Here is a 23,915-nt window from a genome sequence, read left to right as displayed (position 1 = left end):
AAGCAACTCACATGAACCATTCTTGGTTTAAATTCCTTCTCTAAACAGGCATCCTCAAACGAACCGAATAAAACTCAACACAAACATGAAATTTTTCATTGACACCGCTAACCTGAACGAAATTAAAGAAGCTTATGACCTGGGCGTATTGGATGGTGTAACGACCAACCCATCGCTGATGGCTAAAGAAGGAATTAAAGGATTGGACAATATCAAGGCGCACTATAAAGCGATCTGCGATATTGTTGACAACAACGTAAGTGCTGAAGTAATTGCTACTGACTTTGATGCGATCATCAAAGAAGGTAAAGAGCTTGCCAAGATTGATGACAAGATTGTTGTGAAGGTGCCAATGATCAAGGATGGTGTAAAGGCAATCAAGAAATTTACAAGCGAAGGTATACGTACAAACTGTACACTCGTGTTCTCGGCTGGTCAGGCTATACTGGCTGCTAAAGCGGGTGCGAGCTATGTATCGCCTTTCATCGGTCGCCTTGATGATATATCGCAGGATGGACTTGAACTTATATCGCAGATCAGACTGATCTATGATAACTATGCATACGATACTGAAATTCTTGCAGCATCGGTTCGCCATACCATGCACCTGATTCAGTGTGCAGAGATCGGCTCTGATGTTGTTACATGTCCGCTCAACGTAATCACAGCTTTGCTGAAGCACCCGCTTACTGACAGCGGTCTGGAGAAATTCCTGGCTGACCACAAGAAAGTAAACGGATAATTTTGTCCGTTCAAGGCTAAAAGGTTCAAGGTTTAATGTTGAAATGATTAAGTTTAACGTTGAACTTTGAACCTTTCACTATTTATAAAGCGATAGTATGTTTTCAAACGAACCGGTTGTAAGCGTTCAGGACGCGAGTATCTTTCAGGATCAGAACACTATATTAAGTGATCTCAACTTCACCATCGACAAAGGCGAATTTGTATACCTTGTAGGTCGCACGGGCTCCGGAAAATCATCGTTACTGAAAACACTATATGCCGATCTTCTGCTTCGTCTGGGAGATATACATGTAGCAGGATACAACATTCGCGGTATAAAGTCTTCGCAGGTACCGTTGTTGAGAAGAAAGCTCGGCATCATCTTCCAGGACTTTCAATTGCTGAACGATCGCACGGTTGCCGAAAACCTGATCTTCGTAATGAAAGCCACCGGCTGGAAAGATAGCACCAAGATGAAGGCAAGAATGAACGAAGTACTGATGAACGTTGGTCTTGGTTCTATCGAAAAGAAAATGCCGCATCAATTGTCAGGTGGCGAACAACAGCGAGTAGTGATTGCCCGCGCACTCATCAACGAACCACTTATACTTCTGGCTGATGAACCTACCGGGAATCTTGACCCGGAAGTATCACAAGGTATATTGAAGATATTCCAGCAGATCAACAAAAGCGGAACCGCTATATTTATGGCAACGCACAGCTATGGTCTTATTAAAAAATATCCTGCGCGTGTGTTAAAATGTGAAGACGGAAAAATTCTTGACTCTGCAAAAGAATCATTCGAGCTCACCACCACTGAACCCTGGAATTAAAAACAACGCAAATCAGATATTAGCTTCCTGCTTCTCTTTATCACTATGCGTTTTATAACCTTTCTCCAGCGCGTGTAATTGCTGATTGAGTAAATCTATACGCACGAGTAAATTCAGTACCAGTGCATCCTTTACTTTCTGACTGGGGCGTGCATGCATCTCTTCTTTCAACACCATATACATCGCTTCGAGTTGCTGAAAATCCTGTGTAAAGCCGTTGAGACCTTCGCTCTTCTGAAATTCATCAATCATTTCTACTTTCTCCGAGATCTGCTCGACATAAAACGCTTCCACGTCCTTGAATTCTTTCAGTGCCATTTCAGAGCCTCGCGGTGGCTTCGCTCCTCCTCCCTTCTGCACAAACATATATACCGACAACACCATGAATACCACGGCCGCAGCACGCCACAACGTGAGCGAGTTCCACCAGCCACCCCGTTGTAAACCAACGGAAGCTTCTACATTCTTCCAGATCTTGTCGGAAGGCTCTTTGTCATCAAACGCGCTTCGGTTCTGTTTTACAAAATCTTCTAATTTCATGTGTTTCGGTGTTTACGTGTTTAGGTGTGTACGTGTGTTGATTTAATGTTTTATGGTTACGCCTGTGCTTTCCAGCGACTCGCGGAGTTTTGCTTTGGCGCGGTTTAACTGAGACTTGGAGGTTGATTCGGTTATGCCCATGATCTCAGCGATCTCCTGGTGGTCGTAACCTTCCAGCAAATATAGCGAGAGTACACTTCTGTATCCATCCGGAAGTTGCGCTATAGCACGCTTCACGCGTTCAACCGTCAGTTCATCACCATACTCCACCGGTGCCTCCTCCTCGGCAACATCCCATCGATCGTCATCGGGTATCGGATCGTACTTGCGCTTGTTCAGTGCATTGATCGCTTTATTTACCACGATGCGTTTGAGCCAGGCACCAAAAGCAGAATCGCCCCGATAGCTGTCCAGGCTACGGAAGGCGCTTATAAAAGCTTCCTGAAGCACATCGGCTGCATCATCTTCATTACCGGTAATGCGATAGCCCACGTTGAACATGGCCTTCGAGTATAATTTGTAAAGCTTATAATGAGCTTCACGATCGCCCACTCTGCAGCGCGCAATCAGTTCTTCGTGCACATTCAATACCGGTGACTCCAAGCTATGTGGTTCAATCTTCTGGTTAAAAGACAAGATAGGGAGAAAAAGGTTGCATAGGGGCGAAGGGAATTGGTTACAGTTAATCGTGAATCGTTAACCGCGGGTGGTTTTGATAATGTTTGGCTGCTGAGATGTTAAAATAGATGGTTAGCACCTGTAATCTGTAACAAATTCCCCCCATGCGGGAAATTTGAATTGTCGTTTTTTGTATGAATCGGTGGAAAGAAAAAATCTTGATTCCGGTGCGTAAACATTTACTATTGCCATGAATAAACTATTTCTGTCAGTTTGTGCCGCTATAGCGATTGGTTTTGCCAGCTGCTCCAGTGATGACTCTACCCAAGACACTACGGAAACACCTGATACCCCCGCAAAAAATGACACTATTGCGATAACGGCAGCCAACGTACGTGATTATATAGTGGATGCGAACGCGACTGATGAAACCGTAGCACTCTTTTATAACCTGAAAAAACTCTCCGCGAACAGTTTTGCCGTTGGTCAGCAAGATGCGTTCAGCAGTTTTTACAAAAGCGACAACTCGATGTCGGATATCAAGAAGACAACGGGCAGTGATCCTGCTTTGCTGGGATCAGACTTCATGTTTATTACAGATAAACAGAATGATGGAACTGCAGGCAACTGGTTTTACCAACAAGAGCAGACCATTATTGCCAATGTAAAGGCAGCGTATGCCCTGGGTATGATCAACATCTTTTCATGGCACATTCGCGAACCGTATGCCGAAGACCATTTCTACGTGAGCGAGATGACAGCAGAAGTGAAAGCAAAAGCCTTCAAAAGTATATTACCGGGCGGTGAAAATCACGAGTGGTACAAGAAGAAACTGGATAAGGTAGCATCGATATTCAGCAGTCTGAAAGATGCCAATGGAAAATTGATTCCAGTTATATTCAGACCTTTCCATGAGTACGATGGCAGCTGGTTCTGGTGGGGTGCTTCGTTCTGCACCGAAGAGGAATACAAGACTATATTCAAATTTACCATAGAGTATTTACGCGACACCAAAGGTATACACAACGTGCTCTACGCGCTCGGCCCCGACAACAGTTACGATACAGAAGCAAAATATCTGAGCCGATATCCGGGTGATGATTATGTAGATATACTCGGCATGGATAACTATTGGGACTTACGCAGCGGTGCCGGACAGACGGGAGCAAACCTCGCCAACAAAAAGCTTCAAATAATTTCCGACTTGGCAAAGCTCCGCGGAAAAGTAGCAGCATTAACAGAAACAGGTTACGAAGTAACTCCTTCCACCTCCCCGGTGAGTGGCTGGTTCTCAAACTATATTAACTACGTAATGACCGCCAACCATGTTGAACTTGCCTTCGTGATGTTCTGGAGCAATTCTGGTGATAATTACTACGTACCGACACCCTCCAACTCAAACGCAAGTGACTTTAAAACTTTCACAGACAAACCTGGGGTGTTGCTTCAAAACGAATTATCAAATTTATATGCAATCCAATAATACCGGAAATCATCAAACTATTGGAAAATATTTTTGCTCATTTATAGTTACCATCTGATTGCTGAGATCACCCCATTCAATGCATTGATTTGCACCAAAAACTTTTACATGCTGCATAGTATATTGTCGGTTCATAGGTATTATAGGTAATCCATACTATGCATATACAACAAGATAGTAAGGTATATATTCAAATAGGCCATCACCCTAAATAGTGTCCGTAAAAATACGGAGCACAACCTATCTTTTATACCGATTCATCAGGCTACCGTGTTCGATATCTTTGATAAATCGGATAACATAATTTTAATTTGAGCAACTTAATTTACCGAAATGGTTTCAGCTTATCTGTTCCCATCCTGCGATTATATATATTAGTTACCCTGCTTATCATTTGCCTTTCCGAAACAAAAGGACAACAACTCTTTATAGTTAAGTATCCAACAGAAACACATCAGGCTTCTATACAAAACTTCGATATAGCGCAGGATAAACAAGGCACCCTTTACTTCGCCAACACAAACGGAGTTCTCATATTTGATGGAATTCATTGGCAGATACTTGAATTGCCGGGGAAAGCGTATGTCAGATCACTTTGTATTGATCAAAATGACAAGGTATACGTTGGAGCCTTGGGAGAATTGGGATACCTCGAAAAAACCGTGTCTGGCGGTTTCAAATACATATCCATAATGTCGTCACAGAAAGAATCAATACGGAAGCGTATAAAAAATATAGAGGACATAGAGATTTTAGGAGAATCCGTTTTTTTTAGTGACGAGTATCATAGCTATATATACAAAAACGGAGAGATTGATATTCTGAACAAAGAGAACTTATCATTTATCCAATTGAGAGATTCGATGTACGCGTTCATAAAGAACAAATCAGCGCTGTATGTTTACAGGAATAATGAGCTTGTTGAAGCGTATATATATTCGGGGCTTAGCGATAAAATCAGAGATGTTAGTACTTACCAAGAAAAAAGTTATCTGTTACTGGACAATCAAAACAGAATATGGCACTTCAATCCGAACGCATCCATCCAACCAAAAGCATCAATACTGTCCGAAAGCCTGAATGCTAGTTTGAAAGATCTCCCCATAAGAAGAATCGTTCCCTTATACGATGGAAGACTCTCAATTCTTACCGATAATGAGATAATTATCGCTGGTATCGATGGTAAAATTCTTCATAGAATAACCAGGTCAATGCTGGGTGAGAGTAATCTGGATCATTGGATCCTGTATGAAGATGCCCAACACAATCTCTGGTTTTCAACAGATGAATTTATAGGTATGATCATTACAAGCTCTCCGCTTACCTATTATGACAAAACAAATGGCTTTCGCGGAATTGTAATGACATTTGGTGAGCTGGGAGGCAAGTGTTATGTGGGCACAAATTCAGGACTGTACTATCAAAAAGAAGACAATCAGTTTCAACTGATTTCCGGAACAGCAGGAGTTATTTGGGGAATCTATAATTTGGACAATCACCTTTATATAGCGCATGATAATGGTATATATGAGATCGTGCAACAAAGCGCTCTTAAACTAATATCACAGCAATACCCCCAATCGCTATATGCTCTTAAAAGACATCGTGATTGTTTCATTATGGGTACTTATAGTTCAGGTATCTGGTTATTGAAAAAGAACAAGACCGTATGGACGAAACACAAAATAAAAGGCTTTGAGGAAGAAACCAGGTTCATCCACCAGGATGACAAGGATAACTTGTGGATTTCACATCAGGGAAAGGGGATCTGGAAGCTGCGGTTAAATGAAGCGATGGACTCTGTTAGTATTATTAAATTTTACACATCGCACCATCACCTGCCGTCCAGCGTAAACAATAGAATTTTTGAATTAAACGACCGGAAAATTATTGTCGCAACGGAGGATGGTATATATTCTTACAATGAATCAAAAGATATTTTTGAACCTGATCACCGCTTCCGAAGAGCTTTACGGGGTATTACTATTTACTCATTAACAGAAGCAAAGGAGGGCCAGCTATATTTCCGGGGAAGAGATCATGTAAATGAGATTGCCGGCTTGCTGACAAAGGAAAACGATGGTACTTACTCACTCATGCGCACGCCATTTAATAAGATCACATGGGCGGATTCTGACGCCCCCCTGATAGCGACAAATGGCGGAGCATGGTTTGGCAATAATGGTAGGGTTATAACCTATAATCTTAATCATAAAACATATTATCACGAAACGCTGCAGCCCATTATAAAAAAAGCAACAGCATCCGATTCTATTATCTATACAAATGGCATTACTCATCAAATACCAAGAATACCCTACACGTGGAACAGTGTGTTATTTGATTTCGATCTGATGTATTATGAAGACGCGGAAAAAAATGAATTTCAATACAAGTTAATTGGTTTTGATAAAGAATGGTCTCCCTGGTCTGGCGCAAGAGAAGCACACTTTACGAATTTACCGGAAGGCGACTATACATTTGCTGTACGAGCCAGGAACGTCTATCGAAACAAGAGTCACGTTGCCCGAATGTCTTTTCACATAGACCCGCCCGTTTATAGAACAATATGGGCCTATATAGTATATCTGATACTAGTCGTTATTGTATTTGCAACGCTGCTATACTGGCTAACAAATCTCAAAACAAAAAGAGTAAAAAGGCAAAAGAAAATTCTAAAAAGAGAAGTTGATAAAAAAACCAGGGAGTTGTTGGTGATGAATAAAGAGGCTAAACATCAGGCGGAAATTCTGAAGGTTTCAAACTACACCAAAGACAAATTATTTTCGATCATATCTCATGACATGCGCGGTCCGATACACCAGCTTCGTGAGATCTTCAACATGATTGAGTCGGGATATATATCCGCAGATGAATTCAGAACACAACTCATACCTGATCTGAAGGAACGGATAACCTATGTAGCAACACTAACGGATAATTTACTGCACTGGGCAAAAGGACAAATGGAGGGCATACAGGCAAAACCTTCTGCATTCCTGCTTTCAGAAATTATTGAAGAGAACATTAAATTGTTAAATCCGCAGGCATTGAAAAAATCCGTTAGCCTGGTGGCAGGTTCACACCAGGCTGCGAATGCTTATGCTGACAAAGATATGATTAGACTTGTGCTCCGAAACCTGATTAGTAACGCCATTAAGTTTACTCCTGAAAATGGTACCATCGAAGTGAACACCAGAATAGAATACGAGCACATATATATTTCTGTTCGGGATAGCGGAACGGGACTTTCTACGGAGGAGATCAGTAAGATTCTTGGAAAGGAATATTTCACCAAGTATGGAACAGCCGGTGAGAAAGGTTCGGGGCTTGGCCTTATGCTATGCCGGGAGTTTGTAGAAAAGAATAATGGTAAACTGCTGATCGAAAGTCAACTTGGCGTTGGAAGTATATTTACATTTTCCGTGGCAATTCACACTCCGTTCCATCAACAATAAAGAACTGTTAATCTGGTAAAGTCCGAACAGCATTGGCAGAATGTGCTATGAAAGCGATTAACGTCTGCACACTACTTCACGATATTCAATGGATTCTTCAAGCCCGAATATTCCGTAAGCTCCACCCCTGCGCTACCGATAAACATCTTAGCATCGATCTTGAGTGGTATACGGTTCTTGTCATCCGAGAACCAGGCCGTGATCGAATTCTCGCCATCGAACAATTTATTATCAGGCATCACTGGTTTAAAAACCAGCGCACGTACTTTACCAGCCTTTATCTTGATGGTCTGCTTACCATGGTAGATTATTTTCAACTTGTAAAATTCATCTTCAAAAAAGCCGGCAATGGTAACGGTATCCTTTATTTTCAACTTGGAAAAATCCATGACACGCAGGTATAAAAACCCACCCACCATATCGCGCACATGCGAAGGAGCTTCGTAAAATTTGGGTTCTTTAAATTTTCCGGTTTTGTTATCGAGCGTCTTTACTTCGATCTTTTTATTCGTGTGATCAAAGTTTGTCCACTCATCTTTTTTATAGCGGCCTTCACGGATTCTGCGATAAAACTGGTGCGGTACCAAAGCAGCCGTATCGATATAGGCTCCCCACTTGTCATCAACATCGGTAACCCAGTTTACCATACCAACGGTTTTACCTTCCACATCAACCTTGAAGCAGTGGCGATCATTCATTTTATAGTATGTAGGCGCAATGGTGGCACTACCCTTCCCTACCGTGAAAATGCCATAAGTCATTTTAAACTTAATGACTTCTCCACGCGAAAAGCTTTCATTACGCACCGATAAATATCCATCGCTCTTTTCGCCCACAAAGCCGGAAAGAACGGATATCAAAAAAAATCCAAAGGCCAACTTCTTCATACTACGTTGTCAAATTTACGCAAACCAGTTTATTGATACGTAAATGCAATGTTAAATTCAAAGGATGTGCCAACCCGTTGTGTGGCACCATCCTTTGGCATGCCTTCGCTATACTGACACGTTATTTTCGCGCAAAGCGTCATTCAACGATGTTTTTTTATCGGTGCTCTCTTTGCGTTTACCGATAATCAATGCACACGGCACCTGAAATTCGCCAGCCGGGAATTTCTTAGTATAGGAACCTGGTATAACTACCGAACGCTCCGGCACATAATTTTTATATTCCACCGGCTCCGGTCCTGTTACATCTATAATTTTCGAGCTCGCTGTAAGCACTACGTTGGCACCGAGCACCGCTTCTTTACCTACGCGCACACCTTCCACAACAATACAGCGTGACCCAATAAAGGCATTATCTTCCACAATTACGGGAGCAGCCTGTACAGGTTCAAGCACACCACCTATACCTACACCACCACTCAGGTGAACATTTTTTCCGATCTGCGCGCAGCTTCCTACCGTTGCCCAGGTATCCACCATCGTGCCTTCATCTACATACGCACCAATGTTTACATACGATGGCATCATGATCACGCCCTTGCTCAAAAACGCTCCGTGACGAGCAATAGCATGCGGCACTACACGCACACCGAGTTCTTTATAATTACGCTTGAGTTTTATTTTGTCATGAAATTCGAACGGACCAACTTCGATGGTCTCCATCTGCTGGATCGGGAAGTATAAAATGACAGCCTTCTTTACCCATTCATTTACCTGCCAGCCGTTAGCCACAGGCTCAGCAACACGAAGCTCGCCCTTGTCAAGTTTATCGACAACCGAACGTATTGCATTCTGAATTTCAGGTGATTGAAGAAGGGAACGATCTTCCCAGGTCTTTTCAATGAGTTGTTTCAATTCCATTTATCTTATTTTTAAATCGACATGCAAGAAAGAAAAAAAAGGAGAATAGTCATCGCCTCGGTGCTGAAACCCATTGACGATACGCGTATGTATGGGAAGATCGGCCAAAGTCTGGCTGAAACGGGGAAATTTGACGTTCACATTTTCGGATACCCGTCACCCCGATCTATACCTTCGGAATCCATACAGGTATATCCGTCTGATTCTTTCAAGCGCCTTAGCATCGACCGCCTGCTGCAACCGTGGCGATTAATCGGAGACGTTGTGAAGCTGACACCGGATCTGCTCATCATCACCACGCACGAATTGCTTCTCGTGGCCATGCTCGTAAAGCTGTTTACCCGGTGTCATGTACTATACGACCTGCAGGAAAATTACTATCGGAATATACGCTATACCAACGCATACCCGAAATTACTAAGACCGCTGCTCGCGGCTTATGTCAGGCTCAAAGAAATTATATTGGTCCCTGCCATTGACTATTTTATACTCGCGGAAAAAGGCTATCGCGATGAACTGCCTTTTCTGAAAACCAAATACATAGTATTAGAGAATAAATTACTGAGACCATCCGGCAGTTTGCCAAAGAAGAGCAGTGTAGATCAACATATACATTTACTCTTCAGCGGAACGCTTGCAGAAAGTACCGGTGCGTTTGAAGCTATCGACCTCGCCCGTTCCCTGCACGCCCAGGAACCGCGCATCAGGTTAACCATCATCGGGTATAGTTCGCAAGTCAGTATACTAACCAGGATCAAACGCATTACGGAACAACATCACTATATTTCGCTGATCGGAGGTGATACACTCGTTCCGCACAACGACATTGTCAGGGAAATTTTTCAAAGTGACTTCGGTATCATTTCGTATCCTCCGAACAAATCCACCGAAAATTGTATTCCCACCAAGCTATTCGAATACATCGGATGCAAGTTGCCCATATTACTGGTAAACCATCCACAGTGGGTAGAACGATGTGAAGTATACCATGCGTGTATCCCCATCGATTTCAAGAACCCGGATATACCTGCTATACTTCACGATATGCGTACCAGGCAATTCTACCTCACCAACCCGCACGGAGTATATTGGGAAGAAGAAGCCGCCAAACTGATCAACTTCATCGAGTATATATTAACGTTAGAAAAACCAGAACTCTGAATGCACCATTATTTCCAGTACCTGCGTACCTACCTGATTATTAAACGAAAGCAACTGCTGAACGCTTTCAGTTTCTCCAAATCAAAAAGCTATATACCGTTTGTTATACTCAGCGAACCACGGTCAGGCTCAACCATGCTACACACCTACTTGAATTCGCATACACAAATCAAATCGTATGGCGAAGTACTTCGCGAAAATATAGAAGCAAATGCTATAGCCACAGAAACAGCTCCCTATATCGAAAGTCTTGCATTTAAACCACACGCAACAGCATTAAAAGCGATCGGACTGAAACTATTTTACGAATACTATGAAGATGCGCGATACTCGAATTCCTTCAACTACGTTATAAACCGGAAGGATGTAAAGATCATTTACCTCATCAGGCGCGATATACTGAAAGTATATGTCTCCCTGAAGATCGCGCAAAAGACAAATGTATGGAGCAGTATAAAGTCAGCGGAAAATGAACCGCGACCCAAAATCGCGATCGATCGCAATGACTATATACAGTTCCGCGAAGAACATTTGAGACACAGGCGGTTATTTGTAACGTTGCTGAAGGATCACCCCTTGCTCGAGGTTGCTTACGAAGATCTTGTTCAGAATCCTCAGCCTGTACTTAAATCGATACAACAGTTTCTGGGGGTTAAACCCAAAGCATTATTTACGTTGCTGAAACAACAGAACCCGGGTTCTGTTGAATCGATGATCACCAACTACGATGAAGTAAAAGATATAGTATAGATATAGATAAAGTTATCTATTGCTACAGGTATGGTTAGGAGATCAGATCGCCCTGTTTACAGGCGATCTGGCACTATACGTCTATCAATTACTTATCGAGTTGGAATTTTATTGGAACCGTCATGCGCACGGATACAGGATTGTGGTTCTGCATACCAGGCGACCAGTTCGGCAACATAGAGACCACGCGCTCGGCTTCTTTATCGCAATCGGGACTTATACCTCTTATCGTTTTTACATCTACAACTTTACCTTCGCGGTTTACAACGAATGATACATATACCGTTCCTTCAACACCAATTCGTCTGGAAGCTGCCGGATAATGTATTTTCTTCCTGATGAATTTATACATCTCTTCCAGTCCTCCTTCAAAGGCAGGCATTACTTCAGCTATATCCAGAACTTGAGGCGGTGCTACAACAGCAGGTACGGCTGTCGGTACTGTTCCTGAACCGGTACCGGTAGCTGTTCCTTCTCCAGGCGTGCCTACAACGGGATCGGTTGTATTACCTACTACCATCTGATCATTCGGTGCTATATCTACAGGTTCTACTTGTGCAGTTGTAACAACTGGAGTTAGTGCTGTAGTTTGCACCTGCTGTGCCGGAGCTGATGGCGGTGGCTGAATTTTAGGCAGTTCAATAGACGGAGGCTGTACAATTTCTATTATGTCACCCAGCGGAGGAAGATCCTTAATAGGCCCTGCAACATCTCCTCTTATTAGGAAAAATAATATAGGTATAATAAACGCCAGCAAAGCAATTCCCATACTAACCGAAAAACCGGCTACAAGATTACCGGAATATGCTTTGCGTACCTCGTAGGCTCCATACTCCTTATGACGGTTTTCAAACACCAGATCATCCCAGTCTTTGGCTGCTAAAGTTTCTGTTTTCATAATATAGGCGGTTTAGTTTAAGATTTATTTGACTTTAAAATGCCATGGACGGCAGATCGTCACAGGAATCTTTAAATATTTTTTCCGGCCAAAACCATCTCCCAGATTAAAAATTATCCTAAATATTTTTTTAGACTAATCTAAATTTTTATTTTTGATTGCCAGTTAAAGCTATAGTATGCTCAGTTATACCGAAGAAAATTACCTGAAAGCTATTTATCACTTGTCAGACAGTGGCACGAAAGCCGTATTGACCAGTGAGATTGCTGAGACCATGAACACGAAGGCTGCATCTGTAACCGACATGATCAAAAAGCTTTCGAATAAAAATCTGATAGCCTACGAAAAGTATTATGGTGTAAAGATTACCAAGCAGGGACGACATGAAGCATTGATGGTGGTACGCAAGCATCGCCTGTGGGAAACTTTCCTGGTACAGAAACTTCAGTTCTCGTGGGATGAAGTACACGATGTAGCCGAGCAGCTTGAACATATACAATCATCTTTACTGATCGAGAAGCTCGATGAATTCCTGGAGTTTCCAACAGTAGATCCGCACGGGCATCCTATACCGGACAAAAGCGGAAAGATTGTAGAAGTACGCCAGATACCACTATCCGAATGTTCGGGTAAAAAGAAAATTATAGTACGATCTGTGAAACATGGCTCTCCCTCCTTCCTGCAATACCTCAGTAAAATAGGAGTATATATAGGTGCCAGCGTATCAATACTCGATAAAGTGGAGTTCGATGGTTCACTGGAGATCATGATCGATAGCAAGAAGAAAGTATTTATATCGCGCGAGGCTGCGCAAAATCTGTTAGTAACTGAATAATTATGAAATATAGAGTTTATCCAATGAATTCTCCCCTCCTATACCTGCAGGTTGCACTGGTAAGTATAGGATTATTGTTAACAGGCTGCGGCAGTAAAGAATCTGCTGCGAAACATGACAAACTGGTTATCGTTGCCACCACCGGCATGATTAAAGATGCCATTGAACACGTAGCAGGCGATCACGCTGAAGTTATTGCGCTGATGGGTCCGGGCGTAGACCCGCACTTGTATAAAGCCACACAAGGTGATGTTGAAAAACTTACAAACGCAGATATAGTCTTCTATAACGGTTTGCACCTCGAAGGAAAAATGGGTGAAGTGCTTGAGAAATTAGGACACACTAAACCTGTAATAGCCGTAGCATCGGATATACCCGATAGTTTACTGCGTGCAGTACCGGGCTTTCAGGGTACACACGATCCGCATATCTGGTTTGATGTAAAGCTGTGGGAGAATGCGGTGCGCACCGTCTGCAAGACACTGGAAAAACAGGATGCGGCCAATGCAGCGTTCTATACTTCACATCGCGATGCCTATATCAAACAACTGGATTCGCTTCACGAAGCTGTAAAAATAAAAGTTTCCGGGATTCCACAGCAACAACGCGTATTGATAACAGCCCACGATGCCTTCGGATATTTTGGCGATGCCTATCATATTGAAGTAAAAGGATTGCAAGGTATATCTACTATGTCTGAGTTCGGAGTGAAAGACGTAACCGACCTGGTGAACTTCATCATCTCGCGCAAGATCAAAGCTATATTTGTAGAGACCTCGGTATCGCAGAAGTCGATCGAAGCCGTGGTGGAAGGCTGCCGCGAAAAAGGCTGGGATGTAAAAATTGGCGGAAGCTTATTTTCGGATGCTATGGGAAATGCCGGAACACCGGAAGGAACCTATGTAGGCATGGTAAGCGCCAATGTAAAAACAATTTCAGAAGCGTTGAAATAACACGCCTCATCTATACTATATGTATACTTTAACTGAACACGTATGAACGAGGAGATAATAACACCTGCACTGGAAGTACACGACCTGACTGTGGCGTTTGATCGAAAGCCCGTGCTGTGGAATATAGACCTTAAATTACCGGAAGGAAAACTGGTGGGGATTATCGGTCCGAATGGAGCCGGTAAATCTACGCTCATAAAAGCGGTAATGGGTTTGTTACCGTTGAGCAGTGGCTATGTAAAACTGTTCGATCATCCTATTGACGAAGTACGAAAAAAAATAAGTTACGTGCCGCAGCGGGAATCCGTAGACTGGGACTTCCCTGCGTCTGTACTGGACGTAGTGTTGATGGGTCGCTATGGTAAATTAGGATTATTCAGACGACCGCGCAAAGCGGACTATGATGTAGCGTTGGATTGCCTGAAGAAAGTTGGTATGGAAGCCTATATCAACCGGCAGATATCACAATTATCCGGAGGACAACAGCAGCGTACATTCCTTGCACGTGCACTCGCACAACAGGCCGATATATACTTTATGGACGAACCGTTCGCGGGAGTAGATGCTGCTACCGAGAAAGCCATTATCAGCTTACTGCGCACCATGACGGAAGCCAAGAAAACAGTTATCGTGGTTCACCATGATCTGCAGTCGGTAACACAATACTTTGACTGGGTGCTGCTGCTGAACACGCGACTCATTGCGTGCGGTCCTACAGCAACAACGTTCACACAGCAGAACCTGCAGGAAACCTACGGAGGTAAACTCACATTGCTCTCCGATGTAGGAGACCTGATTCGCAGAGAGCATTTTCCCAACCGCGAAGGTGTTATCAAGCAACCGAAGACTATATGAATTCACTCCTTGACTTCTTCTCGTTTGCCGATCCCAACATCCGGTTTGTAGTGATAGGTTCGGTATTGCTCACGGCAAGTTCAGCGATCGTGGGGACATTTACCTTCCTGCATAAAAAATCACTGGTAGGGGATGCAATAGCGCATGCCGTGCTGCCGGGTATATGCCTGGGATTCATGCTTTCCGGCACCAAGAACCCGGCATACCTCATTGCCGGTGCATTTGTTACCGGCTGGATATCGCTTATCGGTGTCGAGTATATTACACGCCATACTCGTATCAAGGAAGACACCGCTATAGGACTTGTCTTATCGGTTTTCTTTGGTATAGGTATATTAATGCTCACCGTCATTCAGAAATCCGGTAACGCAGCACAATCTGGTCTCGATCACTTTCTATTTGGAAAAGCAGCCGCCTTGGTAGGACAAGATCTGTTTGTATTCGGCACCGTGGCGGTACTTTTACTCATCGCGGTGTTTCTGTTGTTCAAGGAATTTGCATTACTCGCGTTCGATAAAGATTATGCAAAAGCTATCGGACTGCCGGTACGCGGCATTGAACTTACGCTTACATCGCTTATTGTACTTGCTGTTGTTATCGGTATACAAGCTGTTGGCGTAGTGCTGATGGCTGCTATACTCATTACACCGGCTGCCGCGGCACGCTTCTGGACGAACAAGATCAGCGTCATGATTACACTGGCCAGTATATTTGGTGCTTTCAGCGGATTGAGCGGTGCCTATATATCGTACATCGCTCCTGCCATGCCAACCGGCCCGTGGATTGTGATCGTCATTTCAACAGTAGCCTTTATATCGTTCTTCTTTGCCCCCAAACGCGGTGTTATAAACCGGTTGCTGCGCCAACGTAATATTCGCAGAACTATAAATGATGAGAACGTTTTGAAGACGCTATACCAGCTGAGCGAAGAGAGCAGAAACTTTTTCATTCAGCGCAGTGCTGAAGAGATCATTCGCAGGAGAAAGTTTTCACTGGAAATACTTGGCAAAATATTGAAACGGCTCGAGCGCCAGGGATACGTGGAGCGAACCGGCAAACACTGGTCGCTTACCGAAGAAGGCAAAAATCGCGGTCAACGGGTAGTAAGAATTCACCGCTTGTGGGAATTATACCTCACCACGCATTTGAACATTGCCCCCGATCACGTACACGATGATGCCGACACCATTGAACACTTGCTGACACCGGAGCTCGAAGCAGAACTGGAAAAACTGCTGAACTATCCAAAAGTAGATCCGCATAAATCAGAGATACCTTATTCATGATATATATACTATACTACATAGTGTTATGAACGACCTGTATATAATTATCACCGCATCGCTCGTAGCCAGCAGTTGCGCATTACTGGGGTGTTACCTCATACTCCGCAAAATGGCTATGGTTGGCGATGCTATATCGCACGCTGTTTTGCCGGGTATTGTAATTGCGTTCCTTATCTCCGGCTCGCGCGATTCCATGACGATGTTGATCGGTGCCGGCCTGATCGGTATCCTGACTACATTTCTCATCGAGTTCCTCCATAAGAAAGCACGCCTGCAGACGGATGCATCTATCGGTGTAACCTTTACATGGCTATTTGCCATAGGCGTTGTATTGATATCACTCTTTGCCGGAAAAGTGGATCTCGACCAGGATTGTGTACTCTACGGAGAAATTGCCTACGTGCCGCTGGACACACTCATCATCGGCAATCAAAGTATAGGGCCGCGTGCGCTCTATATCATGGGCATTATACTCACGGCCATTATACTGTTCATCGTGTTCGGATATAAAGAATTATTTCTTACTACATTCGATCCTGCGTATGCAACTGCCATAGGTATATCTACAACATTGTGGCACTACTTGTTGATGGGCGCTGTCTCTGCAACAACAGTGGCTTCGTTTGAATCAGTCGGGGCCATCCTGGTGGTTGCCCTGCTCATCGCTCCTGCAGCTACGGCCTATCTCCTTACCGACAATTTGAAGTGGATGCTGGTATTCGCGTGTATCGCAGGCGTTGCAGCATCGGTTACCGGTTACTATATAGCCGTGTGGCTGGACGGTTCCATTGCCGGAGCAATTGCCATGATGGCGGGAATTATCTTTATCATAGCGATGTTATTCTCTCCTACCCATGGGATCTTTACGAAAAAGTTCAGTCGAACAGCTGCAGCAGATTCTTAAACAAATTCTATTGGTAAACTTTTATATCACCCGAACACACGTCTATTTTTGCCCACATGTCTGCTAACATTTTGTTGAACGATACTATTGTAGCATTGGCTACTGCACAAGGTTTATCTGCTATCGCGGTGATCAGACTTTCCGGAGAAGATGCTATAGCCATTACACAAAAAGTATTTAAGGGCAAGAATCTCCTGGAGCAGCCTTCGCATACCGTTCATTTCGGATTACTGCACGATGGAGCAAAAACCATTGACGAAGTACTCGTTACTATATTTAAAGCTCCTAACTCTTTTACTAAAGAAAACAGTACCGAGATATCGTGTCACGGCTCACCGGTTATTGTAAAAGAGATTATCAAAGTATTGCTGAAGAACGGGGCGCGTTTGGCAGAACCCGGTGAATTTACCAAGCGTGCTTTTCTCCACGGACGATTTGATCTCGCGCAGGCCGAAGCGGTCGCGGATCTCATCAATGCGGAAACGGATAATGCGCGACAGGCAGCGCTCAACCAGATGCGCGGTGGTTTTTCAAAAGAGATCAGCATTCTTCGTGAAGAGCTTATACACTTCGCTTCGCTCATCGAACTCGAACTCGACTTTGGTGAAGAAGATGTTGAGTTTGCCAAACGTGACGATCTGAAAAAACTCATTAAGCGTATACAGGCATATTTACTTCCGTTGATACAGTCGTTCGATGAAGGCAACGTTATCAAGAATGGTGTACCTACCGTTATAGCGGGTAAACCAAATGCTGGTAAATCTACGTTACTAAATACATTACTGAACGAAGAGAAGGCAATCGTATCCGATATACCGGGAACAACGCGCGATGTTATTGAAGATGAAATGGTATTGGGAGGTATAAATTTTCGTTTCATTGACACCGCTGGTCTTCGCGAAACCCAGGATGTTATCGAAGCAATTGGTGTAGAACGCACGCGCGATCGCATGAAGAAAGCTTCGCTGATTATATACCTGTTCGATCTCACACAAACTACATTAGCCGAAATCATCAACGAAGAAGAACACTTGGCATCATTAGGTATACCCTATATTAAAGTCGGCAATAAAGTAGATAAAGCAGACGCTTCCCTTGTGGAAGAACTGAAAAAGCACGACTTCATTTTTATCAGTGCATCGCACAAAACAAATATAGTGGAGCTTAAAGACAAGATACTCGCTTCGTTCCAGGTGAAGACCGTAAAGGCAGGCGATGTACTGGTAACAAACCTTCGTCACTATCAAAACCTGCTACAAACCAACGATGCACTCGACCGTGTCCTCGAAAGTATGTACAACGGAGTGACTGGTGATTTTCTCGCAATGGACATCCGCCAATCCCTACACTATCTCGGTGAAATAACCGGTACCATCACTACCGATGATCTGCTGGATAATATATTCTCGAAGTTTTGTATCGGCAAGTAGTTTGTAATCAAATATCTACACGAATAACACTATTTAATTGAAGTAGTTTCGACTTAATCTGACAGTTGGGTTAACTTAGAAGTGCATGTCGTATGATGGGATATTCACGCGACAGTTTGATACCGGAGGGGAGCTCGCCCTTAAAGAAGTAAGTCGGAAAAAAGCCATTCCAAAAAATCGAGTTGAGCTTCATGTAGAGGAAGCCGTTGTTTTACTAGCAACCGAACAGCCGGCACTCGGTCAAGTTCGTGCATCAAATTAGCTACGCAAGCGTGGTATATTTATATCTCCTTGTGGCGTTCGTTGTGTATGGCAGCGTCATGATATGGAAACATTTTCCAAACGCTTAGCTGCTCTCGAAGCTAAAGTGGCTCAAGAAGGACTTATTCTTACCGAGGCACAAATGATTGCTATGGAAAGGAAGCGAGAGAAACGTGAAGCTTCTGGTGAAATTGAGACTGAACATCCTGTGTATCTTGGAGTTCAGGATAACATATTATGTGGGCAACATTAAAGGTGTTGGCAGAATCTATCAGCAGACCTTTATCGACACCTATTCAAAGGTAGCTTTCGCTAAACTATATGATCGCAAGAATGCTATCACAGCAGCCGATATGCTTAACGATAAAGTGGTGCCATTCTTCCAGGAGCAACAAATTCCATTGCTGCGAATATTAACCGATCGTGGCACAGAATATTGTGGTAAAGCAGAGTACCATGAATATGAACTATATCTGCAGATCGAAAATATTGAACACTCTAAAACAAAAGTCAAGAGCCCGCAGGGTAATGGCATTTGCGAACGCTTTCATAGAACTATACAAGATGAGTTTTATGCTATAGCTTTTCGAAAGAAGCTGTACGAGTCGTTAGAGTCATTACAGAAGGATCTCGACCAATGGATTGAAGAGTATAATGAACAGAGAACGTATTCAGGAAAGCACTGCTTTGGAAGAACACCTTGGGAAACCTTTGTCGCCTCTAAAGAACTAGCCACTACTAAAATGATTGATAGCAACTGTCAATCGGCATGAGTATACTCTCGCATTACTTCCTCATAAAAGAAGTCAAGGGTGGCTTCGGCTGTGCGAAAGCCTTTGCGTGGCCACTCGCGAAGCCCTTGACTTCTTGGGAGCGGTGGCTACCTTTGCCTGTGAGGAAGGAACGCCAGCCTAGCTCAACTGTCAGATCAAGTCTTAACTATTACAGATAATATTTTACTCGATTGTGATCAGTGCTGCCGGGCTTGGCGCGGTCACGACAAGTCACTTCCTCCTTCACAAGGAAGAAGGATGGAATCCTGAACTCTGCAACAACATCTTATTCTTCACACTGATCGGATCTCAATTGCTACACGTATTGAACATGAATGCAAGAGGAACAACCATATTCAAATCTGAAATCACTCGAAACAAATACGTATGGTATTCAATCCTTGTATGCGTTGCTATTCTAATAGGATGTTACGAAATAACTCCTGTAAGCCAAGCGCTCTCATTGTTCCCGCTTACAATTTTTGATTGGACAATAATTATCACATTCAGTTTCGCGGGTCTTATCATCAACCAACTTGCTAAAGTGTTCAACATCATAAACAATGAGCCATGAGAACTCTATCACGAAAAGAAATCTTCCCTGCGTCATCGCAGCAAGTATTCAAAACAATAGATGATCTTGGCGTTACCGGAATGCACATGACAGAATCGTCAGGAATGATGATGGGAAGCAAATTGGATCTTGAATTTTTAACCACTAACAGAACAGGAATAGGGTCGCGTTATCGTTGGACTGGGAAGATGATGGCATCCCAATGGACTTCACAGTTGCAGTAACTAAATGGGTTGAAGGAAAGGAGAAGGTCTGGGAAACGATCGGTCCGACCAAACTAATAATATATTCGTGGTATCGCATGATTCTCCAAGTGAAGCAACAAGGAGAAAAAACAGAAGCAGAATTATCAATTACTTATGAAAAACCTGCAGGCCTTTTTAATAAAATACTCTGCTTCTTCTTAGCAGACTGGTATTGCCGTTGATGTTTTACGTCAGATGCTTGGCGATGCGAAGAAAAGATTGGAACAACAGATGAACATTCAGTCAGTTTCGATATAGCAACGTAGTAACAACAATGTTTGTCTTACTCATAAGATCACAGAAATCATGATTAAGAAACTGATAAGCTGGTCGATCAAAAGCAAATGGATGGTGATAATCATGTATTCCATCATGATCGTCTACGGGATTTATTCTGTTTACAACACACCTGTCGATGCAATCCCAGACCTGTCAGAAAATCAGGTCATCATATATACTGAGTGGATGGGAAGGAATCCTCAGATCATAGAAGATCAAATCACGTACCCGTTAACATCGAACTTACAGGGTATTCCGAAAGTGAAGAATATTCGTGGCGCTTCCATGTTTGGAATGAGTTTCGTCTTTATCATTTTCGAAGACAATGCGGATATATACTGGGCGCGTGCTCGCGTGTTGGAACGGTTGAACTATGCAACAAGACTACTTCCTTCAAATGTAACGCCTACCCTCGGCCCGGATGGAACGGGCCTTGGCCATGTCTACTGGTACACCCTTGATGCTCCAGGATATGATCTTGGAGAGCTACGAGCCTTGCAAGATTGGTATGTGCGGTTCGGCCTTCAAACAGTCGAAGGTGTAAGTGAAGTCGCTTCCTTCGGAGGATATCAGAAACAATATCAGGTTGTGGTTGATCCGATGAAGCTTCGTTACCATGGAATAGCCTTGATGGACGTTGTAAACAAAATCAAAGAGAACAACAATGAAGTCGGAGGTCGAAAGTTTGAATTGTCTGACATCGGATACATTATTAAAACCACTGGCTACCTCAAAAATATAGATGAAATTGAAAACATCCCACTTAAAACGGTCAACACAACACCGATACGAATAAGGGACATCGGCACCGTTCAGATGGGAGGCGACTTACGCTTAGGAATCGTTGATGAAAATGGTGAAGGCGAAAAGGTAGGCGGAATAGTGATTATGCGCTATGGCGAAAATGCAAAAGAGGTTATAGACCGTGTCAAGACCAAAATCGAAGACATCAAAAAAGGTCTCCCGGAAGGAATAAATATTAAACCCGCCTATGACCGCTCTGACCTGATCAATGCTACCATTGATACTTTGAAAGAAGCGGTGACTGAAGAAATCATTGTAGTTGCTATCGTGCTGTTCATTTTTTTATTACACGTCAGGAGCGCACTGATAGTCGTGATCACAATACCTGTATCCGTTCTTTTTGCCTTCATACTGATGAAGTGGTTTGGAATTACTTCCAATATAATGTCGCTGGCTGGCGTGGCACTGGCGGTAGGCGATTTGGTCGATGCAGGAATTGTAATGGTGGAGAATGCAATGAAGACAATTGGTGGCGAAGCTGAAACAAATTGACAATGGAAGAGACGCGAATAGATAAGATTGAAAAGTCCTCGCAGTTGATTGGCAAAGCTGTGGTGAGCTCTATTCTCGTTACGCTCATCTCGTTTAGTCCGATTCTTTTTTTAACGGGTCAGGAACACAAACTCTTCTCTCCTCTTGTATGGACGAAGACATTTGCAATGATCGGTTCGGCATTGGTCGCAATCATGCTAGTCCCGGTTTTGATGGCCTTATTCCTAAAAGGAAAAGTCAGGCCTGAAAGCAAACATCCTATAAGTAAATTCCTTACGCGGATCTATGGACCGATCATAAAATGGTGTCTGAAATGGAAAAAGGTTACCCTCGGGCTCGCGCTTGCTTTGGTGCTTGGAAGTGTTCCACTCGTTATCAAACTTGGAACGGAATTCATGCCGTCATTGGATGAAGGCTCACTGTTATTCATGCCAGTCACGTTGCCGGATATTTCGAACAACGAAGCAAAACGTCTACTTCAAGTACAGGACAGGATAATCAAGTCAATACCCGAGGTTGAAAATGTTTTGGGAAAGGCAGGTCGTGCAAACACTGCAACAGATAACGCTCCCATCAGCATGATTGAAACAATAATCATACTCAAGCCTCAGCGAGAATGGCGTGACGGAATTACAAAGGACGATATCATCCGCGAGTTAAACAGTAAACTGGCTATCCCGGGAGTGATCAACAGTTACACTCAGCCAATCATTAACCGAATCAACATGCTGTCAACCGGGATCAGGACGGATGTTGGGATCAAGATCTATGGCCAGAGTCTTGATTCAATCAACATACTAGCCCATGAATTTAAAAAACAGCTCGAAGGCCTTGAGGGAGTTGCTGACCTGTATGTTGAACCAATTGTGGGCGGGAAATACATTGACATAAAGATTCGAAAGGAAGAAATAGGCCGATATGAATTGACCGTGGATGATATCAATATGTTCATTGAAACTGCACTGGGCGGAATGAACGCAACAACAACTATAGAAGCTCGTCAGCGCTTTCCTGTAAATGTGCGGTTCGCACAGGACTACCGTAATACAATTAATCAAATCAAGAATCTGCAGGTACAGACAAACAACCTCGGTCCTATTCCATTATCAGCTGTCGCAGAAGTTAGTGTTACTGAAGGGCCGCCAATGATTAATTCAGAGAACGCGATGCTCCGGGGTACTCTTCTTTTCAACGTCAGAGGCAGAGACATGGGAAGCACAGTTTCAGATGCAAAGGAACGCCTGGAGAAAGCTGTGAAGAACTTACCAAAGGGTTACTATCTGGATTGGAGCGGTCAGTACGAAAATCAAGTTCGGGCACAGGACAGGTTGATGGTGATCATCCCCATAGTTCTGATAATTATACTTGCGGTGCTGTACTTCACTTTCAATAATATGAGAGAAGTACTGATCGTGCTAAGTAGTATTCCTGTCGCACTGGTTGGCGGAGCATACTCCTTGCATTTCTTTGATGTCAATTTTTCGGTTGCCGTGGCAGTTGGCTTTATCGCATTGTTTGGTATCGCAGTCGAGACTGGCGTATTAATGCTGGTCTACCTGAACAACTCTCTCTACTTCAAAATAAAAAATCATACATCCGGCAAGGTTACAAACGAGATCATCGAAGACGCAGTGTACGAAGGTGCTGTTCAACGCCTTCGTCCCAAACTCATGACTGTGCTTGTGGACGTCATCGGATTAATGCCGGTACTCATCGCTACCGGAACTGGAAGCGATGTGATGAAACCGATTACTATTCCCTTTGTGTTTGGATTGTTGACGTCAACGCTGTTTGTGCTAATTGTGCTTCCAGTGATATATGCTTACGTCAGAGAGCGGGAATTGTGCAAAAGAGGTACCTTAGATCACAAACTACTTGAGGATTAAATTTATAGATCACTCAACGGATTACCCTCGTTTGTCATATCACTTTTCATATTAAACCTGATCTGC

General features: G+C 43.4%; 21 protein-coding genes and 1 pseudogene. 17 read left to right on the top strand and 5 right to left on the bottom strand.

The window, feature by feature from the left end:
- Window positions 1-85 precede the first annotated feature (85 nt).
- Together fsa and ACFQ21_RS20540 are read left to right on the top strand one after the other, a co-directional pair.
- Window positions 86-742 carry a fructose-6-phosphate aldolase gene (gene fsa / locus ACFQ21_RS20545; protein ID WP_377581959.1) on the top strand — a complete coding sequence of 219 codons (657 nt, stop codon included), beginning with the start codon at window positions 86-88 and terminating at the stop codon, window positions 740-742.
- Between the two features lie 97 nt (window positions 743-839).
- Window positions 840-1,556 carry a cell division ATP-binding protein FtsE gene (locus ACFQ21_RS20540; RefSeq protein WP_377581957.1) on the top strand — a complete coding sequence of 239 codons (717 nt, stop codon included), beginning with the start codon at window positions 840-842 and terminating at the stop codon, window positions 1,554-1,556.
- Window positions 1,557-1,568: 12 nt separating this feature from the next.
- Here the strand turns inward: ACFQ21_RS20540 and ACFQ21_RS20535 are convergent, their stop codons facing one another.
- Window positions 1,569-2,096, bottom strand: a complete 528-nt coding sequence (locus ACFQ21_RS20535) for a hypothetical protein (protein ID WP_377581955.1) — start codon at window positions 2,094-2,096, stop codon at window positions 1,569-1,571.
- 42 nt (window positions 2,097-2,138) lie between these two features.
- Window positions 2,139-2,699 carry an RNA polymerase sigma factor gene (locus ACFQ21_RS20530; RefSeq protein ID WP_377581953.1) on the bottom strand — a complete coding sequence of 187 codons (561 nt, stop codon included), beginning with the start codon at window positions 2,697-2,699 and terminating at the stop codon, window positions 2,139-2,141.
- Window positions 2,700-2,964: 265 nt separating this feature from the next.
- Between ACFQ21_RS20530 and ACFQ21_RS20525 the strand changes: the two genes are divergently transcribed.
- A complete protein-coding gene (locus ACFQ21_RS20525) occupies window positions 2,965-4,197 on the top strand; it encodes a glycoside hydrolase family 26 protein (protein WP_377581951.1) in 1,233 nt (410 codons plus the stop codon).
- Window positions 4,198-4,508: 311 nt separating this feature from the next.
- Window positions 4,509-7,655, top strand: coding sequence for a sensor histidine kinase (locus ACFQ21_RS20520; protein ID WP_377581948.1), 3,147 nt, complete (start codon window positions 4,509-4,511; stop codon window positions 7,653-7,655).
- 71 nt (window positions 7,656-7,726) lie between these two features.
- On the opposite strand, the gene ACFQ21_RS20515 is transcribed toward ACFQ21_RS20520, so the two are convergent.
- Together ACFQ21_RS20515 and ACFQ21_RS20510 are read right to left on the bottom strand one after the other, a co-directional pair.
- Complete coding sequence (locus ACFQ21_RS20515; RefSeq protein ID WP_377581946.1) at window positions 7,727-8,542, bottom strand: DUF3108 domain-containing protein; 816 nt, start codon at window positions 8,540-8,542, stop codon at window positions 7,727-7,729.
- A 108-nt stretch (window positions 8,543-8,650) separates the two neighbouring features.
- The gene (locus ACFQ21_RS20510) at window positions 8,651-9,463 is read right to left on the bottom strand and encodes a 2,3,4,5-tetrahydropyridine-2,6-dicarboxylate N-succinyltransferase (protein WP_377581944.1); all 813 of its coding nucleotides are present in this window, start codon (window positions 9,461-9,463) and stop codon (window positions 8,651-8,653) included.
- Window positions 9,464-9,484: 21 nt separating this feature from the next.
- Here ACFQ21_RS20510 and ACFQ21_RS20505 point away from each other — a divergent pair, with 21 nt between their 5' ends.
- Window positions 9,485-10,624, top strand: coding sequence for a glycosyltransferase (locus ACFQ21_RS20505; protein ID WP_377581942.1), 1,140 nt, complete (start codon window positions 9,485-9,487; stop codon window positions 10,622-10,624).
- The gene (locus tag ACFQ21_RS20500; protein ID WP_377581940.1) at window positions 10,625-11,374 is read left to right on the top strand and encodes a sulfotransferase; all 750 of its coding nucleotides are present in this window, start codon (window positions 10,625-10,627) and stop codon (window positions 11,372-11,374) included.
- 88 nt (window positions 11,375-11,462) lie between these two features.
- Here the strand turns inward: ACFQ21_RS20500 and ACFQ21_RS20495 are convergent, their stop codons facing one another.
- A complete protein-coding gene (locus ACFQ21_RS20495; protein ID WP_377581937.1) occupies window positions 11,463-12,272 on the bottom strand; it encodes an energy transducer TonB in 810 nt (269 codons plus the stop codon).
- 178 nt (window positions 12,273-12,450) lie between these two features.
- On the opposite strand from ACFQ21_RS20495, the gene ACFQ21_RS20490 reads away from it, so the two are divergent.
- The 11 genes and pseudogenes from ACFQ21_RS20490 to ACFQ21_RS20440 all read left to right on the top strand — a co-directional run bounded on the left by ACFQ21_RS20490 (window position 12,451) and on the right by ACFQ21_RS20440 (window position 23,849).
- Window positions 12,451-13,107, top strand: a complete 657-nt coding sequence (locus tag ACFQ21_RS20490) for a metal-dependent transcriptional regulator (protein ID WP_377581934.1) — start codon at window positions 12,451-12,453, stop codon at window positions 13,105-13,107.
- A gap of 23 nt (window positions 13,108-13,130) precedes the next feature.
- Window positions 13,131-14,060 (top strand): metal ABC transporter solute-binding protein, Zn/Mn family, encoded by a 930-nt coding sequence (locus ACFQ21_RS20485; RefSeq protein ID WP_377581932.1) that lies wholly within the window; start codon window positions 13,131-13,133, stop codon window positions 14,058-14,060.
- Between the two features lie 42 nt (window positions 14,061-14,102).
- The gene (locus ACFQ21_RS20480; RefSeq protein ID WP_377581930.1) at window positions 14,103-14,915 is read left to right on the top strand and encodes a metal ABC transporter ATP-binding protein; all 813 of its coding nucleotides are present in this window, start codon (window positions 14,103-14,105) and stop codon (window positions 14,913-14,915) included.
- Complete coding sequence (locus tag ACFQ21_RS20475; protein WP_377581927.1) at window positions 14,912-16,201, top strand: metal ABC transporter permease; 1,290 nt, start codon at window positions 14,912-14,914, stop codon at window positions 16,199-16,201. The genes ACFQ21_RS20480 and ACFQ21_RS20475 overlap by 4 nt, the downstream gene beginning before the upstream one ends.
- 25 nt (window positions 16,202-16,226) lie before the next feature.
- Complete coding sequence (locus tag ACFQ21_RS20470; RefSeq protein WP_377581925.1) at window positions 16,227-17,105, top strand: metal ABC transporter permease; 879 nt, start codon at window positions 16,227-16,229, stop codon at window positions 17,103-17,105.
- Between the two features lie 56 nt (window positions 17,106-17,161).
- On the top strand, window positions 17,162-18,535 hold the full coding sequence (mnmE, locus tag ACFQ21_RS20465; RefSeq protein WP_377581922.1) for a tRNA uridine-5-carboxymethylaminomethyl(34) synthesis GTPase MnmE: 1,374 nt from the start codon (window positions 17,162-17,164) through the stop codon (window positions 18,533-18,535).
- Window positions 18,536-18,618: 83 nt separating this feature from the next.
- Window positions 18,619-19,569, top strand: a pseudogene (locus tag ACFQ21_RS20460) (IS481 family transposase); the annotation flags it as partial.
- Window positions 19,570-19,744: 175 nt separating this feature from the next.
- Window positions 19,745-20,143 (top strand): cation transporting ATPase C-terminal domain-containing protein, encoded by a 399-nt coding sequence (locus ACFQ21_RS20455; RefSeq protein WP_377582055.1) that lies wholly within the window; start codon window positions 19,745-19,747, stop codon window positions 20,141-20,143.
- The gene (locus ACFQ21_RS20450; protein WP_377581920.1) at window positions 20,140-20,367 is read left to right on the top strand and encodes a hypothetical protein; all 228 of its coding nucleotides are present in this window, start codon (window positions 20,140-20,142) and stop codon (window positions 20,365-20,367) included. Before ACFQ21_RS20455 ends, ACFQ21_RS20450 begins: the two co-directional genes overlap by 4 nt.
- 327 nt (window positions 20,368-20,694) lie before the next feature.
- Window positions 20,695-21,963, top strand: coding sequence for an efflux RND transporter permease subunit (locus ACFQ21_RS20445; RefSeq protein ID WP_377581918.1), 1,269 nt, complete (start codon window positions 20,695-20,697; stop codon window positions 21,961-21,963).
- A 2-nt stretch (window positions 21,964-21,965) separates the two neighbouring features.
- Window positions 21,966-23,849, top strand: coding sequence for an efflux RND transporter permease subunit (locus ACFQ21_RS20440; RefSeq protein ID WP_377581916.1), 1,884 nt, complete (start codon window positions 21,966-21,968; stop codon window positions 23,847-23,849).
- Window positions 23,850-23,915: the final 66 nt, after the last annotated feature.

Origin of the sequence: Ohtaekwangia kribbensis, from assembly GCF_042676245.1 — a bacterium.
Lineage (GTDB): Bacteria > Bacteroidota > Bacteroidia > Cytophagales > Cyclobacteriaceae > Ohtaekwangia > Ohtaekwangia kribbensis.
Note: the sequence above shows the minus strand (reverse complement) of the source record. Positions and strands in the feature narration are given on the sequence as shown.